This window comes from Pseudomonas sp. TE3910 (genome assembly GCF_056279025.1).
Window position 1 is genome coordinate 1,230,402 of record NZ_JBWBQN010000001.1, and the last position, 17,509, is coordinate 1,247,910.

Sequence of the window (17,509 nt, forward strand, 5' to 3'; positions counted from 1 at the left end):
CCTGAAAAGGTCGGGCTTTTTTCGTTCAAGGCGGCGCCAGCTCTGGCTACAATGACCCTTTGAGCTCATGAGTCCTGCGGATGAACAAACCTGCATTCGGTACTGGCGATGCATCCTACCAAGCCGCTGGCGGCATTGATGGCCTGCGCCGACTGGTCGACGATTTCTATCGATTGATGGACGAACGCCCGGAAGCTGCACTCATTCGACGCATGCACCCGCAAGATCTGAGCATGGCCCGGGACAAACTGGCCTGTTTTCTCAGCGGTTGGCTGGGTGGCCCACGGCTGTTCAGTGAGCGTTATGGGCCCATCTCGATCCCGGCATTCCATGCCCAGTGGCCGATCGATGAAACCCATAGCGCCCTGTGGCTTGAGTGCATGGCACAGGCCATTGCCTTGCAACCCTACGACGTGGACTTTGCCGAATACCTGCTAACGCAGTTACGCGTGCCAGCCCAACGCATTGTCCAGGCCAGCCACAATCGCCACGGCACGCCCTAGGCCTGGCGCCGTAACGTTTGGGTTTCAATCGCTATTGCGCCCGTGGCCAAGGCCCGGGCCCGATCGACCCCCCACACCAACGCCCGGGTCATGCTTTCGCAAGGCCGGTTCGCGTAGTACTCCTCGACCAACGCCTTGCCGTTGCGGGCATAGATACCCACGAACAACTGTGTAGCGCCAGTACGTGAAAGGCGGGTTTTCACATCAATACTGATGCCGTCGCTGAGTTTTTCATCATGGCTACGGCAGCTCAATTGCCGGTCTGCCCAGCGCCAATAAGTCGCTTCCCTGATACGCATTGAGGTCCTCCTCGATTGAATCGCACCTAGTAAGACACACAAGTGTTACAGCCGCGAGACCAACTGCTCAGGCGTTTGAGCGAGATCAATCAATCAGAAAAAATACCTTGCTCAACAGGCTGTTACCGACAAAAGGCATTAAAAAGCCCCTCATGCAGACGGGGCTATTCTTGACGTGTTCGTTAACGCTTCGGTACCACAACCCTGGGCACGAACTTGGCCAGGCGACGCCGCTGCTGGCTGACAGGCGGGTTCAGGCCTGACGCATCGTCGGCAGTCATGTTGGCGAAACCGAGCCTGACTGCCGCCTGGCCACAGCGGACCCGGCTATTGATTGGAAATTCGTCCCCATCGTCTTCAATGTAAGGATCACTCATCCTTGCGCCCCCTCCTGCGATAGACCGCTACCGGTAACCCATCGATTACCTGAAAATACCGGCCATCAACAGAAACTGAGACTAGCTGGTCATTTGCAGACTTAAAGTCCGAAATACAAAAAGCCCGACCAGCTGCCTCACCGAGGATACCGTTGACTCAGCGCCAGCGGCTCAAACGGCTCCACAGGCCCACCAGCGTATTCTCGATCGAACTGCTGGCAGCCAAGCCAACCCGCTCCTGCAGGCTTTTGCGCTCGGCAAAATGCAGGTGATAGAGGTTCGCCTCTCGGGCACGGTCACTGAGGTACTCATCGCTGGTTTTCAGCTCATCAACCAGATGCTTGTTCAGCGCGGCAACACCCAACCAGACTTCGCCGGTGGCGACCTCATCGATGTGCAACTGAGGGCGATAGCGCGACACGAAATCCTTGAACAGCTGGTGAGTGACGTCCAGGTCTTCCTGAAACTTCTCCCGCCCCTTCTCGGTGTTCTCGCCGAAGACGGTCAGGGTGCGCTTGTACTCACCTGCGGTCAGCACTTCAAAGTCGATGTCATGCTTTTTCAGCAAGCGATTGACGTTGGGCAACTGCGCCACCACGCCGATGGAGCCCAGCACGGCAAACGGTGCACTGACGATTTTCTCGCCGATACAGGCCATCATGTAGCCGCCGCTGGCCGCGACCTTGTCGATGCACACGGTCAGTGGTACACCCGCCTGGCGAATGCGCGCCAACTGCGAAGCGGCCAGGCCGTAGCTGTGGACCATGCCGCCGCCGCTCTCCAGGCGCAGCACAACCTCGTCACGCGGCGTCGCGAGCGTCAGCAGCGCCGTAATTTCATGCCGCAGGCTGTCGGTGGCAGACGCCTTGATGTCACCGTCGAAGTCCAGCACGAAGACCCGGCTTTTATCGTCAGGTGTTTTTTTCTGCAACTTCTCGGCCTTGCCCTGCTGCTTGCGCAAGGCCTTGAGCTGGGCCTTGTCGAGCAGGTTGGTCTCCAGCCGCTCACGTAGTTCCTTATAGAAGTCGTTGAGCTTGGTAACCTGCAATTGCCCACCGGCCTTGCGCCGACCCTTGCCACGCAGGCCGGCGAGGGCCGACAGAACAACCAGTATCGCGATCACCAGGGTCGCGGTCTTGGCGAGAAAGCTTGCGTACTCAGCAAGAAACTCCACAGTAACTCCTTAACATGCCTGCGCCCATACGGCGCGAACCAGAGCTCAAGCATACCGACGCTACCCCGCCCCTGCCAGCGCCTGAAAACACCGGCATTACAGTTCAAACAACCTTTTCAAACGCTTGTATGTTTTTTCATTGACAGCCTGACAGCGGCAACCTAACCTCGCCGAAACCCTTAATTCCGGCAGACGGTCGCAACGTGGGCAGCATTTACCTGATTCGACATGGCCAGGCCTCCTTTGGTGCAGACGACTACGACGTCCTCTCGCCCGTCGGTGTTCGCCAGAGCACCGTGCTTGGCGAACACCTGGCCGAACTGGGCCTGCGCCTGGACCGTTGCCTGGCCGGCGATCTGCGTCGCCAGCAGGATACCGGGCGCCTGGCACTGGCGCGCATGCAGGAGGCCGGCGCCACGGTGCCGAGGCTGGAAACCGACAGCGCCTTCAACGAGTTCGATGCTGATACGCTGATCCGCGCCCTGCTGCCGAGCCTGCTGCCAGACGAGCCCCACGCACTGGATGTCTTGCGCAACGCGGCACAACACCGCAGTGAGTTTCAGCGTATTTTCGCCCTGATTGTTCGCCGCTGGCACACGGGTGACTACCAGCACCCCGAGGTGGAAAGCTGGCAGGGTTTCGTCGCCCGGGTAAATGCCGGGTTGCAACGCGTGCTGCAACAGGCCGAGCATGGCGACAATATCGCGATCTTTACTTCGGGCGGCACCATTACTGCCCTGCTCCACCTGATTACCCGAATGACACCAGACCAGGCCTTCGCACTGAACTGGCAGATCATCAACACCTCGCTCAGCCAATTGAAGTTTCGCGGCAGCGAGGTGGCCCTGGCTTCCTTCAACAGCCAAGCCCATGTGCAGCTGTTGAAGGCGCCGGAACTCATGACCTATCGTTGAGTACCGGCCCATGGTGACCTTTGCCGGTCGCCGAAATCACTTAATAAGGAATGCACCATGACCTCTGTAGCTGATGCCGTTCAAGCCATGAAATCCAAGTTCAACCCAGCTGCCGCTGCTGGCCTGGACCTGGTTTTCGGTTTCAACGTGACCGACGAAGACAAGCACTATGCGCTGATCATCAAGGATGGCACCTGTGACCTGCAGGAAGGCGAAAACCCAGACGCCAACGTCACCCTGGTCATGGACAGCGAAACCCTCAAGGGTATCGTCAGCGGCGAAACCGACGGCATGCAGGCCTTCATGGGCGGCAAGCTGCGCGTTGAGGGCGACATGATGCTGTCGATGAAGCTCAGCGAGCTGTTCCCGGTTTAAGCCGTCTGCCGGATGCAATTGAAACCGAAGTGTTGCCTGCTTCGGTTTTTTTTCGCCTGCATTTTGCTGGCCCATCAGGACCGCTGATCGACCGGCAACACGGCCGCCAATAAAGCCCTGCGGCACTTGTTCGGCCCGAGGGCCAGAATTAGATTAGCCAATAATCTCAGGCCTCAATCATAAGGGATAAGCATGACGCTCAACGACCAGTCCACCCAGGTCCGTCCCGGCGAAGAACTCGACGTCGCCCTCATCGACCCTTATCTGAAAGCACAGATTCCCGGCCTGGACGGCACGCCGCGCATCAGTCAGTTCCCCGGCGGGGCCTCGAACCTGACCTACCTGCTGCAGTACCCGGAACAGGAACTGGTACTGCGCCGCCCGCCTTTCGGGCACAAGGCCAAATCGGCCCACGACATGGGCCGTGAGTTCCGTATCCTCAACCAGCTCAACCGTGGCTTCCCCTATTGCCCCAAGGCCTATGTACATTGCACCGACGCCTCGTTGATCGGCAGCGAGTTCTACGTAATGGAACGGGTCAAGGGCATCATCCTGCGCGCCGACCTGCCCGCCGAGCTGAACCTGAACGCCGAGCGCACCGAAGCCTTGTGCAAGAGCTTCATCGATCGCCTGGTCGAGCTGCATCAGGTCGACTATAGCGCCTGCAACCTGACCGACCTCGGCAAGCCTGAAGGTTACGTGCAGCGCCAGATCGAAGGCTGGAGCAGTCGCTACGAGAAGGCATTGACCCCTGACGCGCCGCGCTGGGAAGCCGTGGTCGCCTGGCTGCGCGAGAAGATGCCGGCAGACCACGCGCGCCCCGGCATCATTCACAACGACTACCGCTTCGATAACGTGATCCTTGATGCCGCCAACCCAATGCGGATCATTGGCGTACTGGACTGGGAAATGACCACCCTCGGCGACCCGCTGATGGACCTGGGTAACACCCTGGCGTATTGGATCGAAGCAACAGACCCTGCCCCCGTACAACTGATGCGCCGCCAGCCGAGTAACGCCCCCGGAATGCTGACCCGTCGCCAATTCGTTGATTACTACGCCGAACGGGCGGGCATCACGATCGATAATATTGATTTTTACTACACCTACGGTCTGTTCCGCCTGGCCGGTATCATCCAGCAGATCTACTACCGCTTTTATCACGGGCAAACCCAGGACAAGCGTTTCGCCCCGTTCATCCACATGAACAGACTGCTGGAGCATATGAGCCTGCAGGTCATCGAAAAATCCAGCCTTTGACACCAACAAGAAGAAAGGAATTGCCCATGTCCAAGACCCAACTGTTCGACCTCGACGGCAAGATCGCCTTTGTCTCGGGGGCCAGCCGTGGCATCGGCGAAGCCATTGCGCACCTGTTGGCCCAGCAGGGCGCCCATGTCATCGTCTCCAGCCGCAAGCTCGAAGGCTGCCAGCACGTCGCCGATGCCATTATCGCGGCAGGCGGCAAGGCGACCGCCGTGGCATGTCACATCGGCGAAATGGAACAGATCCGCGAGACCTTTGCCGTTATTCGCGGGCAATTCGGGCGCCTGGACATTCTGGTAAACAATGCCGCCACCAACCCGCAGTTCTGCAACGTGCTGGACACCGACCTGAGTGCCTTCCAGAAGACCGTTGATGTGAATATCCGCGGCTACTTCTTCATGTCGGTGGAAGCCGGCAAGCTCATGCGCGAGCACGGCGGCGGCAGTATTATCAACGTTGCCTCAATCAATGGGGTTTCGCCGGGGCTGTTTCAGGGCATCTACTCGGTAACGAAAGCCGCCGTCATCAACATGACCAAGGTGTTCGCCAAGGAGTGCGCCCCGTTCGGTATCCGCTGCAATGCCCTGCTGCCCGGCCTGACCGATACCAAGTTCGCCTCCGCGCTGGTCAAGAACGAGGCCATCCTCAACACGGCCCTGCAACAGATTCCGCTCAAGCGCGTGGCCGATCCCAAGGAAATGGCGGGTGCGGTGCTGTATCTGGCCAGCGATGCCTCGAGCTACACCACAGGGGTGGCGTTGAACGTCGATGGCGGTTTCCTGTCCTGAGCCGCGCGGCGAGGCGGTTTGTTGGCTTGCCTGCGGCTACAGGCGCCAGCAAGGCTGGCTCCAGCAGGCACCTGGCGGTACCATGTCGGCCCTTCTGCGCCCTGCCGAATTAAGCCGATTAAATGCCTTTTGAACTCAGCGTTGACCTGACCACCCTCGCCATCCTCGCCGCCGTTGCTTTTGTCGCCGGCTTTATCGATGCCATCGCCGGTGGCGGCGGATTGCTTACCACACCCGCCCTGCTGACTGCCGGCCTGCCACCGCACCTGGTATTGGGTACCAACAAACTCAGCTCGACCTTTGGCTCGGCTACCGCCGGTTTCACGTTCTACCGGCGCAAGCTGTTCGACCCCATTCAATGGCGTCGAGGCCTGATCGGTACGGCGATTGGTGCATTGATTGGCGCGGTCACCGCCCATTACCTGCCCGCCGAGTGGTTGAACAAGATGCTACCGGTGATCGTCTTCGCCTGCGGCGTCTACCTGTTGTTCGGCGGCACGCCCAAGGCACCACTGGACGCCAACGCGCCAATCAAGAAAGGCAGGCAGTTTCCCCAAGGCTTTTCCCTGGGTTTCTATGACGGCGTTGCCGGCCCTGGCACGGGCGCCTTCTGGACCGTCAGCAGCCTGCTGCTGTACCCCATCGACCTGGTACGGGCCAGCGGTGTGGCGCGCAGCATGAACTTTGTCAGCAACGCAGCTGCACTGTCGGTGTTCATCTTTTCGGGGCAAGTGGACTGGCTGATCGGGCTGTCCATGGGTTCAGCGCTGATGGTGGGTGCGTTTTTCGGTGCACGCACCGCCATCAGCGGCGGCGCCAAGTTTATCCGCCCGGTGTTCATCACCGTCGTGCTCGGACTGACTGTCCGCTTAGCTTGGCAACACTGGTTCAGCCAGGCCTGAACGACGGGCTACATAAAGGTCAATCAGGTACCGGGCGATAGAGCGGCTTGCTGGCAACGGCGGCAATGCATCGACCCGGAACCACCGGGCATCCTCGATCTCGTCAGGCTGCATGACGATCTCGCCCCCGGCGTACTCAGCATGGAACCCCAGCATCATGGAGTGCGGGAACGGCCAGCACTGGCTGCCGACGTACTGGATGTTCTTCACCTCGACCTGCACTTCCTCACGCACTTCACGAACCAGGCAGTCTTCAGCGGACTCACCTGGTTCGGCAAAGCCTGCAAGGGTGCTGTACACCCCGGTGACAAAGCGTGGTGAACGGGCCAGCAGGATTTCATCGCCACGGGTGATCAGCACAATCATGCTGGGCGAGATACGTGGGTAGAAACGCAGGTCGCACGGCGCGCAGTACATCGCGCGCTCCCAGTGGATCTGTTGCATCGGCTGACCACAACTGCCGCAGAAGCGGTGTTCACGGGCCCAGGTACCGATCTGCGCGGCGTACCCCAGCACCTTGTAAATCTCGAAGTCACCTTCGAGCATGAACTGGCGCAGCCCACGCCAGCTGCAGCCGGGTACGTCCTGCTCGGCCTTGAGCTCCAACAGAAACACCGGTTGCCCATCAAAATAGCCGATGCCGTGTTCGCACAACACCTCCAGGCCCTGGCGCTTGAGCCAATCGCGGGGAAACAAGGCACCATTATCGTCGACCAGAAAACCCTGGGCACAGCGGGCGACCGCCAAGCCGCCGCTGATGTTCGTATCCAGTACCGCGGTTGTCCAACGCACTGACATATTCCGGTTCCTTGTGCGAGCCCGCGGCTGGGTGGTTTCAGTCGGCGAACTCGGGTTTCTGTTTACTCATGTGGGCAGCCATGGCTACCCGCAGATCGGTGGACTGCAGCATGGCAGCATTCCAGGTGGCGATGTACTCCAGACCATCGTCGATGCGGTGGTCGCGCATGTAGCTGAGCATCTCCTTGGTGCCGGCCACGGCAATGGGGGATTTTCCCGCAATTTCCTTGGCAATGGCAAAGACCCCGTCGAGCAGGCTGGCCTGATCGGTGAAGGTACGGTTGACCAGGCCGATTTGCCGCGCCTCTTCTGCGTCGATGGTACGGCCGGTATAGGCCAGCTCTCGCACCAGGCCATCGCCGATGATACGTGGCAAACGTTGCAAGGTGCCGACGTCCGCCGCCATGCCCATGTCGATTTCCTTGATCGAGAACTGTGCATCGCTGGCGGCATAGCGCATGTCGCAGGCGGTGATCAGGTCGATGGCACCCCCCAGGCAGTAGCCCTGAATGGCCGCCAGGACCGGTTTGCGGCAGGTGTCGACGGCATTGAAGGACGCCTGCATCTGCAAAATGGTGCGCCGCAGCAGGCGCGCATTGCGGCCAACGTCCTTGCCCAGCTGGTTGGCCACCGAGGCCAGCAGCATCAGATCGATGCCGGACGAGAAATGCTTGCCCGCGCCGCTGATCACCACGACCCGCACAGCATCGGTATCGTCGATCCATTTGAAAATGTCGATGATTTCCGTCCAGAACGCGGCGTTCATCGCGTTGATTTTTTCCGGACGGTTGATCTGTACATGGGCAATGTTGTTCGACAGTTCGACCTTGAACGCTTGATAGTCGGTCACAACGGCACTCCTTGGGCTAAGGCAGGGTTAGTCGCAGGACTATATCAAGGTGACGGCAGACACCCAGACCGTGGTTTTGCCAAAACAAGGACTACATCCGCCTTGATCTTGCCGCCCACATCCGGCAAGTTGCGCAGCTGTTGAATCATAAGGATACATTTTTCATGTCCCGCTCCCTGGCCGGCGCCCTGGCCCACAATTTTCTCGGGCAGTCGCCACGTTGGTATAAAGCCACCATTTGCCTGTTCCTGCTGCTCAACCCACTGTTGCTGTTTACCCTCGGCCCGGTGGTGGCTGGCTGGGTACTGGTAATCGAATTCATTTTCACCTTGGGCATGGCGCTCAAGTGCTACCCATTGATGCCCGGCGGGTTACTGATGGTCGAAGCCCTGTTGCTGGGGATGACCACGCCACAAACACTGTACGAAGAGCTGCAACACAACTTCCCGGTGATCCTGCTGCTGATGTTCATGGTGGCCGGCATCTACTTCATGAAAGAGCTGTTGCTGTTCGTGTTCTCGCGCATCCTGCTCGGGGTGCGCTCAAAGGCCCTGTTGTCGCTGCTGTTCTGTTTCCTCTCGGCGTTTCTGTCGGCCTTCCTTGATGCCCTCACCGTGACCGCGGTGATCATCAGTGCCGCCGTGGGCTTCTACTCGGTGTACCACCGGGTGGCATCAGGCAACAACCCACGCGAAGAGTCGCTGGTCGATGATGATCAGCACCTGGCCAACCTGCACCATGAAGACCTGCAACAGTTCCGCGCCTTTCTGCGCAGCCTGCTGATGCACGGCGCAGTCGGTACGGCACTGGGCGGTGTCTGCACCCTGGTGGGTGAGCCGCAGAACCTGCTGATCGGTCATGAAATGGGCTGGCACTTTGCCGACTTCTTCCTCAAAGTCGCACCGGTGTCCTTGCCCGTACTGGCCGCCGGCCTGGTGACCTGCGTGCTGCTGGAGAAACTGCGCTGGTTTGGCTATGGCACCTTGCTGCCAGACAACGTGCGCCGCGTGCTCGCCGCCTACGCCGCCGAAGACGATGCTGCCCGGACCTCCCAGCAACGCGCCGCACTGCTGATTCAGGGCCTGGCCGCCTTGATCCTGATTGTCAGCCTTGGCCTGCACATCGCCGAAGTGGGCCTGATCGGCCTGCTGGTCATCGTGCTGATCACCAGCTTCACCGGGATTACCGATGAACATCGGCTGGGCCGCGCTTTCCAGGACGCCATGCCATTCACCTCGTTGTTGGTGGTGTTCTTTGCCGTGGTCGCGGTCATCCACCAACAACAACTGTTCAGCCCGCTGATTGCAGCGGTACTGGCCCTGCCGGCCGAGCAGCAGCCCGGCATGCTGTTCATTGCCAACGGCCTGTTGTCGGCGATCAGCGATAACGTCTTCGTCGCCACGATCTACATCACCGAGGTCAAGCAGGCGTTCCTGGCGGGCAGCATGAGCCGCGAGCATTTCGAAACCCTGGCGGTGGCGATCAACACCGGCACCAACCTGCCGAGTGTGGCCACCCCGAATGGCCAGGCGGCGTTCCTGTTCCTGCTGACGTCGGCCATCGCACCGCTGATTCGCCTGTCCTACGGGCGGATGGTCTGGATGGCCCTGCCCTACACCATCGTCATGGGCGGGCTGGGCTGGTGGGCCGTGACCTATTGGCTGTAAGCCAACAGCACACTTGAGCGCCGAACAGGGCTTCGACAGGCAACCGCCGGTCGAAGCCCTGTTTTTTTCAGCCAATTTTCAGCCAATCGGATGCCAGGCGCGGTGATCCCGTGCCAGCAGTTCATCCGCTGCAGCCGGGCCATCTTCGCCAGCCGCATACGGCTGTACATCGCCGCCACACTGCCACGCATCGAGAAAAGGCTGTACCGCACGCCAGCCATTCTCGATGTTGTCGGCGCGCTGGAACAACGTCTGGTCGCCGGTCAGGCAGTCATAGATCAGCGTTTCGTAGCCCGTTGATGGCTGCATCTTGAAAAAATCCTTGTAGGCAAAGCCGAACTCCACCGTCTCCATGGCAAGGGTTGGCCCCGGGCGTTTGGCTTGCAGGTCAAACCACATCCCTTCATTGGGCTGGATCTGGATTTTCAGGTAGTTGGGCTTCGGCCGCTCGGCATCGCTGTCACGAAACTGCGCATAAGGTGCCGGCTTGAAGCAGATGGCGATTTCGGTATCACGCACGCTCATCCGCTTGCCGGTGCGCAGGTAAAATGGCACCCCGACCCAGCGCCAGTTGTCGATCATGACTTTCAACGCAACATAGGTTTCGGTCTGGCTATGCGGGCCAACCCTGGGCTCTTCGCGATACCCCGGCAGTTTCTTGCGCCCTTGTTTGCCTGCCGTGTACTGCCCACGCACCGAATTTTTCAAAGCCATGGCCATCGACCAAGGCCGGATAGCCCCGATCACCTTGGCCTTTTCGCTGCGCACGGCATCGGCGCCAAACGCCGCTGGCGGCTCCATGGCAACCATCGCCAGCAACTGGAACAAGTGATTTGGCACCATGTCCCGCAATGCTCCCGTGTGGTCGTAAAACCCACCACGGCTTTCCACGCCGATGGTTTCGGCTGCAGTGATCTGCACATGATCAATGTAGTGATTATTCCAGAAGGCCTCGAACAAGCCGTTGGAGAAGCGGCTGACCAGGATGTTCTGCACCGTCTCTTTGCCCAGGTAGTGGTCGATGCGGTAGATCTGCTTTTCGCTCATCACCGCGAGCAACGACGCATTCAACGCCTCAGCGCTGGCCAGGTCGGAACCGAACGGTTTTTCCACCACAACCCGACGAAAGCCGTTGGCTTCGTCGAGCAACCCTGCACCGCCCAGTTGCCGGGCCACCTCGGCGAAAAAAACGCGGCGCGGTAGCCAGATAGAAGATGGCATTGCCCGTGCCGCTCTTGTCGATCCGTTGTGCGATGGCTTGATAGGTGGTCGAGGCGAGGAAATCGCCAGTCAGATAATGAATATGCCTGGCCAGGCGCCCCCATCGCTTTTCATCAAAACAGCGTGTGCCCTCATTACCCTGGTCGCGTTCACGCATGAAGGCTTCCAGGCGCGCGGCAAACTCACGGTCGGCGGACGGATTGTGATCGACCCCGACAATACGCATGCGCGGGTCAAGCAAGCCATCACGCTGCAGGTTGAACAGGGCAGGCATCAACAGACGTTTGACCAGATCACCATTGGCACCAAACAGAAACAGCGTGCACGGTGCAGCGGTTTCAGCCTTGGCTAGCGTCATTCGAACTTCTCACTGTGCCCACCAAAACCAAAACGCATCGCTGAAAGCAGTTTGTCGGCATAGGTGCCTTGCTGCTGGCGTGAGCGGAAGCGCGCAAACAGGGCACTCGACAACACCGGCACGGGCACTGCCTGCTCGACTGCCGCATCAATGGTCCAGCGCCCCTCGCCACTGTCGGCAACGGCGCTGCTGAAACTGTCGAGTTGCGGATCGGCGACCAGCGCGCTGGCGGTCAGGTCTAGCAGCCAGGACGTGACGACACTGCCACGGCGCCAGACTTCGGCAATCTCGGCCAGGTCGAGGTCAAGACGCTGCTCGGCGGGCAGTGCTGCGCTGGCTTTGCTCTTGAGCAGGTCGAAGCCCTCGGCATAAGCCTGCATCAGGCCATACTCGATGCCATTGTGGATCATCTTCACATAATGACCGGCACCTGCAGGCCCGGCATGGATGTAGCCCTGCTCAGCGCGCCCGAGCGGCCCCGTGCGCCCCTCGGTACGGGTAACGTTGCCAACCCCCGGCGCCAGCGCGATGAACAACGATTCCAACCGTTCCACGATGGCTGCCTCGCCACCGATCATCATGCAATAGCCGCGCTCCAGGCCCCAGACGCCGCCCGAGGTTCCTACATCGACATAATGCAGTTGACGTGTGGCCAAGGTGTCGGCCCGACGGATGTCATCCTTGTAGTGGGTGTTACCACCATCAATAATCACGTCATCGGCTTCCAGCAGGTCGGCCAACCGGGCAATGGTCTGCTCGGTAGCCTCACCAGCTGGCAGCATTACCCACACGGCCCGCGGCTTGTCCAGCAGACCAACCATGTCCTCGAGGCTCTGCGCGCCGCGCGCGCCTTCAACGACCAGGGCATCGATTGCCTCCACGTTACGGTCGTGAACCACTGGAAGATGGCCATGGCGCATCAACCTTCTCGCGATGTTGCCGCCCATGCGGCCCAGCCCCACGATTCCCAATTGCATGACGATGGCTCCACTGGATGTCGGAAAATTCAGCCCGTTGTTGGGCTCAAGATTAGTCCAGAGAGAGGCATTGGCCGTCATAAAGCGCACCGACGCGCGATGACTGACCGGCCAACGCCTGCAGCAGCGCCGTCGTTCACTCAGGGTTGGCCGAGAAACACGTCATCTGCGGTTTTCTTGTCCAGTTTGGCGCGATAGATCGCAATCACCTGCTGGCCGTCGCTGGCCTGCGCTTTCTGCCACTGCAAGCCTTGTCGTCGTTGCTCGCGGGTTTTCAAATGGGCAGCGCTGAAGTCACGCTCGGCTGCGTCGGCACTGGCGTAATGAAAATGGGCATACCAGAGCACTTCGCCATCCTTGTCACGTATTTCGTACTCATCCAGGTAGTCCACCAGCCGTTGCTGCTTGTCCTTCAACGGTTTACGCCTGACAGTACGAGCGATGGTGATCGCCTTCTGCTCGTGCAGGTAGGCAATCCGTGCAGCAGTTGGCAGTTGGCGTTTGATCATCTCGATACGAATCCGCTTGCCAGCCTCGCGCATCTGCTCGGACTTGTCCCATAAGGCCTTGTTTATCAATTCTGCAGACTGCCCCGTCACCGCCTCATCGGTCGCGTTGTCACGAATGAGCACGCGCATCGATCTGCGTGTACAAGTCAATCAAGGGTCGGGCCTGCAACACCAGCAGGTCCTCCATGTCAGAAGGCAACTGAGCCGTCAGTGACTGGGCCTGAGCACGCGCAATGGACTGATCGGCTTGACGCAACAGCGCATCGGCACGCCCCAGCAATGTCCGCAGGGCAACACCCGGTTGCGCGGCGGCCTGTGTCCGTTGGGCCATTGGCACCTCGCGCCATACTGACTCGCCGGGGGTCTGCTCATAACTGGTAATGACCGTGTTCTCGATCGGGTCCATTACATCGACAATCGCCGGTTGCCCGGCGTGCCCCTCAGCACGACGCTGCCCGACGACCAGTCGCTGCCCTCGGGTACGAATCAGCGTTTTACCCCGGCTGGAAGGCCCCGGTTTGGGCTTTGGCGCTTTGGGAAGGCGAGTGATCTGCTCTGCCAGCGCCTGTAATGCCTGGTCCAGGAGTTTCTGAATCAGATCGCTCAGCGGCGCCAGCAAGGCCTGATGTTCGGCTTCATCAAGGCTTTGACGATAGTTATCAAGCGTGTCGAGTGATTTTTGGTAACTTCGTACCGCATTATCCAACACCTCCACCTGCTCCTGCGCCGACAAGGCAGGGTCCTTCGCATCGATTCTCAACCGACAGGCCAGTTTGGCTTGCGGAATGACCTGTTCCAGCAACACCGTGCTGCTGTCTTCGATCTTCAGGATGATCCCGAGGGCCATCGTGTACAACTGCGTCCCCCGCCAGGCCAGGGAGGATGACAACCCGACCTGAAGCAGTTGAATTTCCGTCAAGTAACGAGGGCCATCAGGAAGCGCTTTTTCCAATACTGGCGCCAGCGACTCCATGGCGTAAGTCGTCTCGGCAATTTCAGTGATTTGGGCCTGTTGCTTGGCACAATACTTCTCCAACAGTGCACGTTCCGGCGTACCGTGCCCCTTGAGCAACGCAGGCAACCCGCCTCGCCCCTCGAAACTGTCGACCAAGCGGTCGATCAACTGCTTGACGCTAAAGCGCTGCAAACGCAGCTCTGAAGACAGTTGCCCCTTGACCAGCATGTGCTGCCTGAGCATTTCGGCCATAATGCGCCGATAGCCGCTTACCGCCGACAGGTCGTTCAGCGTTTGCATGTTGGTGATCACCTGCCCGACCAATTCGTCGTGCTGACGCAGCCGTTCAATCAGGCTGGCCAGTTCAGCCCCGGATATTTCCTCTGGGCGCCTGGGTGCGTCCCGCAGCGCCTCCAGTTGCGCACGCTGGGTTGTCAGCTCTCCCTGTAACGCTGCAATACGCGCCTGCTTGCTCACCTGGGCCGCACGTATACGCGCACTGCCGTGCATGCCACCGCGCAGGCGTAAACGCAGGTCCAACGCCCAGGTGCCATCGGCCTGACGTTTCAGCCAGGGCCCCGGCTCATCCGGTGTGCGGCTGTCGGCGATGCGTACCCCCTCTTCATCCACTCGCACCGGGTAAACGTCATGGCCGATCTGAACCCAGTTTTTTGTGCTGGAAGGAATACACGCCCTGCGCATCCGGCGAGCCGAGTGTGTCGATTGATTTAGTTGAGCGAAAACGTGCCAGCGCCCGAACCTGTGCGCTCGACAACCGGCCTTGAGCCGATGACCAGGAAAAGTCCAACTGATTGAGCACCGTACCGTTACTCAATACCGCGGGCGCCTCTTCAACACGCAGCGATATCGGAGCCTCGGTTGCCGGGGGTAACGGCGTAGCCCCTGCAGCCGATGGCCGTACCGGTAGCGGCAGTAACTCCAGGACGTACATCAGGCAGAACAACAGATCGAGCAAGGCCGGTACAAGTTGCGACGGGCTGGTCTGGCCATTGAGCTGCTGTACACCATGGGCAAACGCCAGCGCCCAACCCACAGCGGCCAAGGGACCACGCACAAATGGCAACAGCGTATTGAACAGCAGCCAACTGAGCGTTTGCCAATGCTTTGCACGGTCCTCGGCATTGGAGATGGACTGCAGGTCGGCAATGCGCAGCAGTTGCGCAACAGTTCCTTCATAGACATGCCGAGCGGCCTCACCCGGCAGTGCCAGGCTACTCAACACTACAGGTGCCGGCGTTTCGATGGCCTGGAAATCGGGTTCCAGCAGAACCCTTCGCAGGTGCGGCTCGCTGAAACCGCCATGGTCGTAGATCGGCCGTACCAGATCGGCCAAGCGGGACAGGATGTCCGCCTGCAACCCTGGGTCAGCCACAATCTGCTCCAACAGAGCCTTGCGCGAGGCAAACTGCAACAGCGGCGTGGCGTGCAGGGGTCGAAACAACAGCAGAGGCCCCGGCGAGGAAGGCTCAATCAAGTAGGTGTTCTCTACCTTGTCCGCCGAGGCGCCCGGTTCAGCGACAAAGGCCAGTGCGGACACCGTTGGCGACGGCCCCGCTGGCGATGACGTCAGTGCAACCGCCAACTCATACCCCGCCTCGGTAAAGCCACATGCACCGCGAATGGTGTTTTCAAGTGCCAGCAACGGCAGTTGCCCATACCATTGGGCCCTGAACAACGGATAGCGCAGTTCAACCTGCGCAGCATCATCACGCAGTTGGTTTGCCAACAAGGCCTGATACTGCGCGCCTGCATCGACGCTACGGACCAGGTGCCTGACATAGTCAATGTCGAACCATTCCGGCAAGGCAGCCGCGCCTCGGGTGCGAACTTCAAGTGCCCCGGGGCGCAAGCTCTCGAGGTTGTCGAGTGCCAGTTGTGTCAGGCTGCGGACGCTGGTTTTAATCGTACCCTGCACCGTCAGGTTGCCAGCGCTACCCAACGCTGCACCGATCACCTCATGATTGAGGACTTCGATCTGCTCGATCGCCACGGCCTGGGCATCAGGGTGATCACGCAGCATTTGTTGCTGCAGGCGCTTTTGTGCAAAGACCTCGATCGTCGGAATACCGTCGAGATAAGAACGGCCACTCATGACCTCCGGTATCTGTGCCACTGCCTTGAGGCACTGAACATAGCGATCCTGGTCGCTTTTGCGTGCGTTCAACAACCACTCCGGGAGATGCCGGGACAGCTCACGTGCATAATCAATGGCCTGCAGTTGCCCGATGGCTTGCATCGAGATCACGCCATCCAGCGTTGCAGCGAAGGTACTGCCATCAAGGTCCGCGCGCGTGCCCATCAGGTCAATCCAATGGAGCTGCTGCTCAAGCAGCACACGCGCCTGAGCCTCGAACATATCGCCAAGGGTACGGGAAACGGTACAGGTGGCCGCACCGTGTTCGAACCACTGTTCAACATACTGCAGCAACGCCTGGAGTGAGTCGAAGGGTTGCAGATAGCCGCTCAGGTCGTACAGGTACACCTGGGTATTGTGCTCACCCTCCAGCCCACTGATGATCAGGCTGCTCATCAATTCGCCAGCGACCCCCTGCTCGCCCGGCGGTACACCCAGCACGTACAGCTTTACCTTGGCCAGTTCGGTAACCCGTGAACGATCCGTCTCGACAGGGTAGCGGGCCAGTTCAGTCAGCAGTGACTGCTGGGTAGCGGTAAGGCGACCCGACGCCTTCGCGACCTGGACTGCGCTTGCAAAATGCTGCCGCAGCCAGTGCTCAGTGCAACTGAGCGGCGTTTGCCCGGTGGGTAATGCGCGGTTCCAGAATTCGACCAGCGCCTGTTTGTACGCATCGAGAAGTGCAGTGCCGCAGGCATTGATCAGCAACTCCACGGTATGCAGATCAAGCGTCAGGGCCTGAGGAAATTCGGCGCCCTGCTCTTGCGTGAGGAAATCATGGCCGGGGGTAAGGTTGCAGGTGATTTTGCTGGCGCACTGCTGGACTACCGCTTGAGCCAGGCTCAGCGCGGTACTCGCCTGGTCAGAGACCGGCCCACGCACGGTGACATGCAGGGGGTCCAGCGTCACGGGCAATTGCCGCGCTGCCCATTCTCGGCTCAGTAGTTGCTCGGCCACCGTGCCCAGGGTGGGTCGGGAGGCAACGATCCCGGCCAAGGTCATTGCCTGTGAAACATGGCGCTCGCGCCATTGGGCATAGTGTAGGTCTGTCATCTGAAAAGCCTTCTTGTATAGAACTGAAGGCCCGATTTGAACGCAGTGCTGCCAATGCCACGCGGTATCCTGATACCGCCCTGCAACAAAACCGCTTAACCTTCGCAAAACCCTCGCTAAAGTGACCAGTGGGTCACATATTTCACTCAAGCTCTCCTACACTCATAACGCTGCCCGGATAACGTTTGGGGAACTTGCCCTGTCGCACCGGTCACGCCTGAAAAACGGGCTAACCACCCAGTAGTAACCAGGCCAGGGTTCCTGACAACAGGTGCGTCCCTTCCACCCTCCGTCTGAAACACGCCTTCGGCGGAAAGCATCAATGGGTGCGGCGTTTGCATGCAAGAAAACGAACACTTCAACACGAC

The 17,509-nt window shown here is 59.7% G+C and carries 16 protein-coding genes and 1 pseudogene; 7 read left to right on the forward strand and 10 right to left on the reverse strand.

What is annotated here, in order from left to right; translation table 11 throughout:
- Positions 1-80 precede the first annotated feature (80 nt).
- Positions 81-503 (forward strand): group II truncated hemoglobin, encoded by a 423-nt coding sequence (locus tag ACZ9H3_RS05395; protein WP_476220021.1) that lies wholly within the window; start codon positions 81-83, stop codon positions 501-503.
- Here the strand turns inward: ACZ9H3_RS05395 and ACZ9H3_RS05400 are convergent.
- From ACZ9H3_RS05400 to sohB, 3 genes are all read right to left on the reverse strand, one after another.
- On the reverse strand, positions 500-802 hold the full coding sequence (locus tag ACZ9H3_RS05400; protein WP_065757650.1) for a hypothetical protein: 303 nt from the start codon (positions 800-802) through the stop codon (positions 500-502). The genes ACZ9H3_RS05395 and ACZ9H3_RS05400 overlap by 4 nt on opposite strands.
- Before the next feature lie 182 nt (positions 803-984).
- A complete protein-coding gene (locus ACZ9H3_RS05405) occupies positions 985-1,179 on the reverse strand; it encodes a hypothetical protein (RefSeq protein ID WP_065757651.1) in 195 nt (64 codons plus the stop codon).
- Between the two features lie 157 nt (positions 1,180-1,336).
- A complete protein-coding gene (sohB, locus tag ACZ9H3_RS05410; RefSeq protein ID WP_099775067.1) occupies positions 1,337-2,353 on the reverse strand; it encodes a protease SohB in 1,017 nt (338 codons plus the stop codon).
- Positions 2,354-2,556: 203 nt separating this feature from the next.
- Between sohB and ACZ9H3_RS05415 the strand changes: the two genes are divergently transcribed.
- The 5 genes from ACZ9H3_RS05415 to ACZ9H3_RS05435 all read left to right on the forward strand — a co-directional run bounded on the left by ACZ9H3_RS05415 (position 2,557) and on the right by ACZ9H3_RS05435 (position 6,598).
- On the forward strand, positions 2,557-3,267 hold the full coding sequence (locus ACZ9H3_RS05415; protein WP_099775071.1) for a histidine phosphatase family protein: 711 nt from the start codon (positions 2,557-2,559) through the stop codon (positions 3,265-3,267).
- Positions 3,268-3,324: 57 nt separating this feature from the next.
- Complete coding sequence (locus tag ACZ9H3_RS05420) at positions 3,325-3,642, forward strand: SCP2 sterol-binding domain-containing protein (RefSeq protein WP_065757654.1); 318 nt, start codon at positions 3,325-3,327, stop codon at positions 3,640-3,642.
- Positions 3,643-3,834: 192 nt separating this feature from the next.
- Positions 3,835-4,902, forward strand: coding sequence for a phosphotransferase family protein (locus tag ACZ9H3_RS05425; protein WP_330523308.1), 1,068 nt, complete (start codon positions 3,835-3,837; stop codon positions 4,900-4,902).
- A gap of 26 nt (positions 4,903-4,928) precedes the next feature.
- Entirely contained in the window at positions 4,929-5,696 is a 768-nt protein-coding gene (locus ACZ9H3_RS05430; RefSeq protein ID WP_065757656.1) for an SDR family oxidoreductase, read from the forward strand.
- 122 nt (positions 5,697-5,818) lie between these two features.
- Complete coding sequence (locus tag ACZ9H3_RS05435) at positions 5,819-6,598, forward strand: TSUP family transporter (protein ID WP_065757657.1); 780 nt, start codon at positions 5,819-5,821, stop codon at positions 6,596-6,598.
- Here the strand turns inward: ACZ9H3_RS05435 and nudC are convergent.
- Positions 6,566-7,396, reverse strand: a complete 831-nt coding sequence (nudC, locus tag ACZ9H3_RS05440; RefSeq protein ID WP_330523307.1) for an NAD(+) diphosphatase — start codon at positions 7,394-7,396, stop codon at positions 6,566-6,568. The genes ACZ9H3_RS05435 and nudC overlap by 33 nt on opposite strands.
- 37 nt (positions 7,397-7,433) lie before the next feature.
- A complete protein-coding gene (locus ACZ9H3_RS05445; RefSeq protein WP_476220026.1) occupies positions 7,434-8,246 on the reverse strand; it encodes a crotonase/enoyl-CoA hydratase family protein in 813 nt (270 codons plus the stop codon).
- Positions 8,247-8,410: 164 nt separating this feature from the next.
- On the opposite strand from ACZ9H3_RS05445, the gene nhaB reads away from it, so the two are divergent.
- Positions 8,411-9,913, forward strand: a complete 1,503-nt coding sequence (nhaB, locus tag ACZ9H3_RS05450; protein ID WP_099775076.1) for a sodium/proton antiporter NhaB — start codon at positions 8,411-8,413, stop codon at positions 9,911-9,913.
- 78 nt (positions 9,914-9,991) lie between these two features.
- Here the strand turns inward: nhaB and zwf are convergent.
- The 5 genes and pseudogenes from zwf to ACZ9H3_RS05475 all read right to left on the reverse strand — a co-directional run bounded on the left by zwf (position 9,992) and on the right by ACZ9H3_RS05475 (position 17,141).
- Positions 9,992-11,492 (reverse strand): annotated as a pseudogene (gene zwf / locus ACZ9H3_RS05455) (glucose-6-phosphate dehydrogenase).
- Positions 11,489-12,469, reverse strand: a complete 981-nt coding sequence (gene gnd, locus ACZ9H3_RS05460) for a phosphogluconate dehydrogenase (NAD(+)-dependent, decarboxylating) (RefSeq protein ID WP_330523302.1) — start codon at positions 12,467-12,469, stop codon at positions 11,489-11,491. Before gnd ends, zwf begins: the two are co-directional and overlap by 4 nt.
- Positions 12,470-12,609: 140 nt before the next feature.
- A complete protein-coding gene (locus ACZ9H3_RS05465; RefSeq protein WP_476220029.1) occupies positions 12,610-13,107 on the reverse strand; it encodes a hypothetical protein in 498 nt (165 codons plus the stop codon).
- Positions 13,088-14,569, reverse strand: a complete 1,482-nt coding sequence (locus ACZ9H3_RS05470) for a hypothetical protein (RefSeq protein WP_476220031.1) — start codon at positions 14,567-14,569, stop codon at positions 13,088-13,090. Before ACZ9H3_RS05470 ends, ACZ9H3_RS05465 begins: the two co-directional genes overlap by 20 nt.
- Positions 14,570-14,579: 10 nt before the next feature.
- The gene (locus ACZ9H3_RS05475) at positions 14,580-17,141 is read right to left on the reverse strand and encodes a dermonecrotic toxin domain-containing protein (RefSeq protein ID WP_476220033.1); all 2,562 of its coding nucleotides are present in this window, start codon (positions 17,139-17,141) and stop codon (positions 14,580-14,582) included.
- Positions 17,142-17,509: the final 368 nt, after the last annotated feature.

Coding starts and splice junctions, on each gene's coding strand:
- ACZ9H3_RS05395 (WP_476220021.1), top strand. CDS start 81: ATGAACAAACCTGCATTCGGTACTGGCGATGCATCCTACCAAGCCGCT.
- ACZ9H3_RS05400 (WP_065757650.1), bottom strand. CDS start 802: ATGCGTATCAGGGAAGCGACTTATTGGCGCTGGGCAGACCGGCAATTG.
- ACZ9H3_RS05405 (WP_065757651.1), bottom strand. CDS start 1,179: ATGAGTGATCCTTACATTGAAGACGATGGGGACGAATTTCCAATCAAT.
- ACZ9H3_RS05420 (WP_065757654.1), top strand. CDS start 3,325: ATGACCTCTGTAGCTGATGCCGTTCAAGCCATGAAATCCAAGTTCAAC.
- ACZ9H3_RS05425 (WP_330523308.1), top strand. CDS start 3,835: ATGACGCTCAACGACCAGTCCACCCAGGTCCGTCCCGGCGAAGAACTC.
- ACZ9H3_RS05430 (WP_065757656.1), top strand. CDS start 4,929: ATGTCCAAGACCCAACTGTTCGACCTCGACGGCAAGATCGCCTTTGTC.
- ACZ9H3_RS05435 (WP_065757657.1), top strand. CDS start 5,819: ATGCCTTTTGAACTCAGCGTTGACCTGACCACCCTCGCCATCCTCGCC.
- nudC (WP_330523307.1), bottom strand. CDS start 7,396: ATGTCAGTGCGTTGGACAACCGCGGTACTGGATACGAACATCAGCGGC.
- nhaB (WP_099775076.1), top strand. CDS start 8,411: ATGTCCCGCTCCCTGGCCGGCGCCCTGGCCCACAATTTTCTCGGGCAG.
- gnd (WP_330523302.1), bottom strand. CDS start 12,469: ATGCAATTGGGAATCGTGGGGCTGGGCCGCATGGGCGGCAACATCGCG.
- ACZ9H3_RS05465 (WP_476220029.1), bottom strand. CDS start 13,107: ATGCGCGTGCTCATTCGTGACAACGCGACCGATGAGGCGGTGACGGGG.
- ACZ9H3_RS05475 (WP_476220033.1), bottom strand. CDS start 17,141: ATGACAGACCTACACTATGCCCAATGGCGCGAGCGCCATGTTTCACAG.